This is a genomic window from Anaerovibrio sp. (assembly GCF_024697385.1).
Taxonomy (GTDB): domain Bacteria; phylum Bacillota; class Negativicutes; order Selenomonadales; family Selenomonadaceae; genus Anaerovibrio.
In genome coordinates this window covers 1-6,325 of sequence record NZ_JAILFV010000021.1, presented here as the reverse complement: position 1 = coordinate 6,325, position 6,325 = coordinate 1, and the positions used below count along the sequence as shown (strand labels likewise).

At 41.8% G+C, this 6,325-nt stretch carries 6 protein-coding genes; 1 reads left to right on the top strand and 5 read right to left on the bottom strand.

Going from position 1 to position 6,325, the window contains the following annotated elements; all coding sequences use genetic code 11:
- Nucleotides 1-175: 175 nt before the first annotated feature.
- Both K6C05_RS01325 and K6C05_RS01320 read right to left on the bottom strand, forming a co-directional pair.
- Nucleotides 176-940, bottom strand: coding sequence for a zinc ribbon domain-containing protein (locus K6C05_RS01325; RefSeq protein WP_296730515.1), 765 nt, complete (start codon nucleotides 938-940; stop codon nucleotides 176-178).
- Between the two features lie 173 nt (nucleotides 941-1,113).
- Entirely contained in the window at nucleotides 1,114-1,239 is a 126-nt protein-coding gene (locus K6C05_RS01320) for a hypothetical protein (protein ID WP_296730513.1), read from the bottom strand.
- On the opposite strand from K6C05_RS01320, the gene K6C05_RS01315 reads away from it, so the two are divergent.
- Nucleotides 1,238-1,687: an energy-coupled thiamine transporter ThiT gene (locus K6C05_RS01315; protein WP_296730511.1), complete on the top strand. Its 450-nt coding sequence runs from the start codon at nucleotides 1,238-1,240 to the stop codon at nucleotides 1,685-1,687. The genes K6C05_RS01320 and K6C05_RS01315 overlap by 2 nt on opposite strands.
- 68 nt (nucleotides 1,688-1,755) lie before the next feature.
- Here K6C05_RS01315 and fba read toward each other — a convergent pair whose 3' ends face one another.
- The 3 genes from fba to K6C05_RS01300 form a co-directional block, all read right to left on the bottom strand.
- Nucleotides 1,756-2,721, bottom strand: coding sequence for a class II fructose-1,6-bisphosphate aldolase (fba, locus tag K6C05_RS01310; RefSeq protein WP_296730509.1), 966 nt, complete (start codon nucleotides 2,719-2,721; stop codon nucleotides 1,756-1,758).
- 252 nt (nucleotides 2,722-2,973) lie between these two features.
- Nucleotides 2,974-5,646, bottom strand: a complete 2,673-nt coding sequence (locus K6C05_RS01305) for a 3'-5' exonuclease (protein ID WP_296730507.1) — start codon at nucleotides 5,644-5,646, stop codon at nucleotides 2,974-2,976.
- 110 nt (nucleotides 5,647-5,756) lie between these two features.
- A partial coding sequence (locus tag K6C05_RS01300; RefSeq protein ID WP_296730505.1) for a phosphatase PAP2 family protein occupies nucleotides 5,757-6,325 on the bottom strand: 569 nt, incomplete at its 5' end.

Here is a 6,325-nt window from a genome sequence, read left to right as displayed (position 1 = left end):
GCCATTGTTCAAATTTTTCTTCTTTAGAAGAAAAATCTTCCAATTAGCGTTTCAACGAGCTGGGAGATATGCTCGCCAGCTGTTGTAGTTTGTTTTCCCCCACCTAAAGAGGAAGGGGACATCTTAAAGCTCGTTATAACTATGAACTATAATCCAGCAAGCATAACAGTACTGTTTAAAATAAATCCAACAGATCCTCTACAAAGCTGCTTGCACCGTCAGCAACTTCACTTCCGGCATCAGCCAGGTCACTGGCAGCGTCCGCGACGGTATCCGCCGCTGTATCGGCAGCACTTGATACAGTATCTACTACAGCACTGCCCGCTGATGAAATATTATCCGTAACATTATTCACCGCATCCCCTGAAACGAAAAAGAATCCCCCTCCTCCATCAGCCGGTGCTGGTGCTGGTGCCGGTGCCACAGGAGGTGGCTGCGCACCGGGCTGGGCAGCATAGGCGGTATTATTACCAGCCATGGCATGACCTACTGCCATTCCCACCATGGCACCACCGGCGCCGGCCAGCATTGCACCACCATATCCATTTCCATAGCCCTGCTGAACAGGCTGCCCCTGAACCCCCTGTGGAACAGCTCCGCCAGCCAATCCGGCTCCCATCCCAACATTAACTCCACCAATGGAAGTCCTCAGCTTGTCAATCTCCTGATAATGTTTGGCGATGGTCATCAGCTTATCAGCCATCTCCTTTTCACCCGTGATATCCGGCTGTGTCTGGAATTGGTTCAGTACACTGCGGTAATCAGGTAACGGCTGCCAAAATCCCAACATATTTTTCATATTGTCTATAGCTATATAATTTACAGAATTGGCCGTTCCGGCCTGATTCCGTCCATTTAGATCCATCAGCTTGGTTCCGCAAACACTGCAAAACTTTGAATCACTATCACACTTAGCACCACAATTATGGCAAAACGGCATATAAATCCCTCCCGGCAATAATCTGCTCTTAATCGAACTTCGTCAATTATTGTATGATATCCTGCTTATTTAATGTGATAAAATAAATTAATTATTCTAAATTCTAACGCCTCCACACCAAAAAAGATAAAATCAATATAACTGTTTTTGTGATAAAATAAAGACAGGCTAATTCAATAAACAATCAGTAGGGGGAATACCATGACCACAAAAATAAATGCCAAACGGATTACATTTCCTGCCATTGCTGTTTCAATGGCCTTCATAACATCATTGATTCCACTATTTTCAATGCCCATGGGCGGGACAGTAACTCCCTGCAGTATGCTATTCATTGCCATAATAGGTCATATATACGGACTTCGTACCGGAATACTGACAGGAATAGCCTTTGGTATTTTACAGTTTATGTTTTTTCCATACATTCTCAGTATCCCTCAGGTAATAGTTGACTACATTCTTGCCTTTGGAGCCTTAGGCCTTTCCGGGCTGGTAAAGAATACTCCTGATAAATTAATCTGGGCCTACCTGATCGGCTGTTGCGGAAGGCTCTTTTTTGCAGTTATCTCAGGGTGTCTTTTTTTTGCTTATTATGCACCGGAATATTATAACAGTGCATTTCTCTATTCTCTCGCCTATAATTTCAGCTATATTGCTGCAGAAGCTGCCTTAACAGTCATATTCATATCATTGCCTCCGGTGAAAAAGATGCTTCAGTATGGATATGACACCGTAAAAGATAATTAATTGACGGGGAAAGCCTTTCAAAAAAAAGTGGATGTGACAACACTCACATCCACTTTTTATGTTACATATTATGCTTTACCATCAGAACCCAATACATTCTTTATCTTATGAAGTACAATATCATGAATGTACTGGCGTGCAGGTTTGAGATACTGGCGAGGATCAAAATGATCAGGGTGAGTAGCCATATGCTCACGGATTCCTGCAGTCAGAGCCAAACGCATATCAGAATCAATATTTATCTTGCACACTGAGCTATGTGCTGCCTTGCGAAGCTGATCCTCAGGAATGCCAATGGCATCAGTGAGAGCACCACCGTACTTATTAATCAGTTCAACAAATCTTGGAACTACTGATGAAGCTCCGTGCAAAACAATTGGGAACTTAGGTAATCTGTTACTGATGTCCTCCAGGATATCAAACCGAAGCTCAGGTGGTACCAATACGCCCTCAGCGTTTCTGGTGCACTGTTCAGGTTTAAACTTGAAAGCCCCATGGCTGGTTCCTATTGCAATAGCCAGGGAATCAACTCCTGTACGGCTTACAAATTCCTCAACCTCATCCGGCTGGGTATATGAAGCATTTTCATGGGACACATTAACATCATCCTCAATACCTGATAACTGTCCCAACTCTCCCTCTACCACTACTCCATTTGCATGAGCGTATTCCACAACCTTCTTGGTAAGTTCCACATTATCGTTAAAAGGAAGTGAAGATCCATCAATCATAACAGAAGTAAAACCGCTGTCGATACAAGCCTTGCAGATATCAAAATCAGCGCCATGGTCCAAATGCAGGGCTACCGGTACGCTACTTACACGCAATGCAGATTGCACCAACCCTACCAGATATTCTGAGCCGGCATATTTTCTGGCACCAGCCGATGCCTGCAAAATAACAGGTGACTTGGTCTCCTCCGCTGCACTCATAATACCCTGAACAATTTCCATATTGTTTACATTAAATGCGCCTATTGCATATCCACCTGCATATGCTTTATCGAACATTTCCTTGGTATCAACTAATGGCATAATTTATCCCCCCACAATTATTATTATTTCATATTATACCATAGAAATATTATAAAAAATAGACCTAAAGCAGTTGAAATACAGAAAAATAAAGGCTTTTTTACAATAAGTACTAACAAACAATAATTTATTACCTATATATTATATGATAATCAGTTTCATTACCAAAGAAAAATAACTGCACCTGTTTTTGACAGCCAATTGTCTATTTACAGCATCCCCTCCGGAACAAAAAAACAAAATGCCTTAGCCCTATACTCTTTGAATATTTTCTGCCGGAAGACTATTTATAAACCGACATGGAGTGGAATGCTTTTCCCGCCCAAGGGTATAAGACAGATATAATCCTTTTTTGGCTCTGGTTATACCCACATAAAACAATCTGGCTTCCTCCTCCATAACCCCTGACCGCAATGAGAAGAAGCTGGGGAATACCCCCTCCTGCAGTCCTGCAAAAAATACATAATCAAATTCAAGCCCCTTAGCCTGGTGCACTGTAATAACAGGTATTTTAGGATGCTCCGTCAGCATTAGGTCAAATTCCGTATTGGATAGGGAAGTTATATTTAGAAGTGCCTTTATCCTGTCCTGGCATGACTCTGACAGATTATCCCGTTCCCGGATAAAACGATACAGCTGGCGGAGGTTTTCTACCTTCCTTGTGCCTTTGCCGGAAATATTCGAGGCATCTTCCTTTTGGTATTTACTAAGTATACCCATTTCGGAAATTATCCTGTGCATCAAATCCTGGGGTCTCATTTCAGACATATACTGCCTGTAAGTGCTTATTTCCTGGGCAAACCGGGCAAACTGCTTCGAATATCTGGCAAAAAAGCGGCGACGCTCATCAATTCCCTTGATAATCTTGTTATTAACCACATAAATCAGGCATTCACCGGTAGCGCATATATCATCATAAGCATCATGGGTAGATTTATGACTGACCCTGCAGAATTCACCTATTGTGGAAAGCTTGTGATTGGGCAGCTCGGGATAAAATCGACGAAAGAGATCCAATGTATCATAGTGGGCCAGGGTCTCCAGCCCCCCCATTCCCAGCCTGTTGAGCTGACTTGCCAAAATAGACAGGTCATATCCTACATTATGTCCTACAATTACACTGTCTCTTGCAAAATCAAGAAATTGACTCAATGCCATTGCCGGATCAATTCCTTCAGCTTGAAGCATTTCATCAGTAATATGATGTGTATGAACAGATTGACCTACAGGCTTACCTGCCTTTAACAGCAAATTGATTTTATCCACCATTTCACCCTCTTTATTGAGTCGTATGGCAGCTATCTGTATAATTTCATCATTTGCAGTATCCAGCCCGGTGGACTCTACATCAAAGACAACGACATTTTCCCTCTCCAGTTCCCTTCTCAGCATTTCAAAAGGCTCATTGTATTTTGTGGTGGAAGGATGGAGCATATCACTTGGACGGATACCCAGACTTACTGCTTCGTCAGATTTGATGCGTTCAATTGTTTTCTCACCAATTCCTGAAGCATATTCCTTGGCCACACGGCACAGGCTTATATCATCCCACTCATTTAACAGTATATTAAAAACTGCCAATACATCCTTTATTTCCTTCCTGCGGAAAAAATGAAACTCATCCACCAGCATAAATTCCAATGGAAAATCTGTAAAATCCCTCCCGGCTTTTAACTGATTTTCCTTACGCTGCTCAATAATCCTGATGAACGACTCCGATAATTTTCTGTTATATGTATTTGCCCTGGTCAGGATACATACCCTGGACAAATCCTTCGGCTTCAGCTGTTGAAGTCTGTGGTATATCCAATCGGCTTCCATGTAACTGCTTGGCTGTGCAGTACAAATTATTTTCTCCCCATAATCTTCACTCATAGACTGGGCATCCTCCTGAAATAATTGACTCACCCTTTCAGGAAATGTCTTTTTCAGGTACTCATATGAACTGTTCAGAAGTATTCTCGTGGAACGGTAGTTTTTACTATAAACTACAATTTTCGGTGAAAAATCCCGTATATACTTTTTAAAAATTAAATCAGGCTGCGAACCACGCCATTCATATATAGTCTGAAAGAAATCACCACACATGATGATGTTGCTTCTGCCAAATAATTGCTCCAGCACACAGTATTCCAGCCTGCTTGTGTCCTGTACTTCATCAACGCACCAAAACTTAAAGGCATTTTGCCACCGAGTTTTTATTTCCGGTGATTTTAGCAGATAAAAGGCTATATTGATCAAATCAGAAAAATCCAGAACATGAGCCTTACGAAGCGCATTATCATATATTGACATAAGTCTGCCGCCATCACCCTGAAACAACATGATAAGGTCACCACAGGATCTGTTGTCAACACGGCTGGCATCCTCTACTCTGGTTCCCATATCCATTATCAGCCGGTCAATAACCCTCTGATAATCCTTGCTTAAATCATCGGAAAAATAATCATATTCCCCCCGATATTCCTTGAACAGGGCCATCATTCTCTGCACTGCACCTGCCCAGCCCCTATGAGAATTAATCATATCAAATTCAGGGATATTTTTTATCAGTTCCAGGCAATCATCTTCATCAAAGATTACAGAATCACTGGCAATACCTATATCTGCCCTCTTGGCTTCCCAACGGATGATTTCATAACAAAAACCATGGAAGGTCCTGATCATCACATCATTGCCTGCATCCCCCAAAACATCAACTACCCTGTTTTTCATTTCACTGCAGGCCTTGTTGGTAAATGTAAGGCATGCAATCTGCTCAGGAGATGCCTTGCCGGAACCTATAATATTTCCTATGCGGTGAGCTATGGTATTGGTTTTCCCCGTTCCGGCTGAGGCCACCAAAAGAAGATTCTTTTCTGTTTCCCCCACAATTTCCTGCTGGCGTTCATTTAATATTTGGCTTTGTTCATTCTTAATATTCATAGGTTATTTTCTCCAAAACCTAATTTTTATAACTTTATATTCATTATTTTATATAAAAAAATGCAGAAAAACAAGTGACCTGCTTTTCTGCAAAAATAGCAAAATCAGATTCAGCTATATTCCGAATCCGTAACATTATTTTTTTTTAAAGAAAATGCCAGCTTCCAGGCAATCAGCCCAAAAAGAATTCCCAAAACCATTCCTGTCATTACATCGCTTGGATAATGGACAAAGAGATAGATTCTGGAAAATCCCATTATAAAGGCTATGGCAAATCCCAACAGGGACCACTTTTTATTCCCGGCACTCAACAAGGCAGTTGCTGCCGCAAAAGAACTGAAGGTATGTCCTGAGGGAAAGGAAAAGCTGTCCACAGGGGGAAGTACAGGCAAAACTGACACCCCCGCAAAATCAAAGCACGGCCTCTGCCTCATGACAATGTGTTTAATGAGTTCATTTCCTACCAGATGAGTGAAAGCTACACCCAGTAAAACAGCGATACCTGTGCGGCGGTACTTTTTGCTGCAGCATAACACACTCCCCACGACAATCCACATAAAGGCATACTCACCTACAAAGGATATGACACGCATAAAGGGAGTAAGCCATTCAGCAACTATATTGTGTTGAACAGCAAATATTATCATATGGTCACAATTAACAATCCAGTCCATTATAT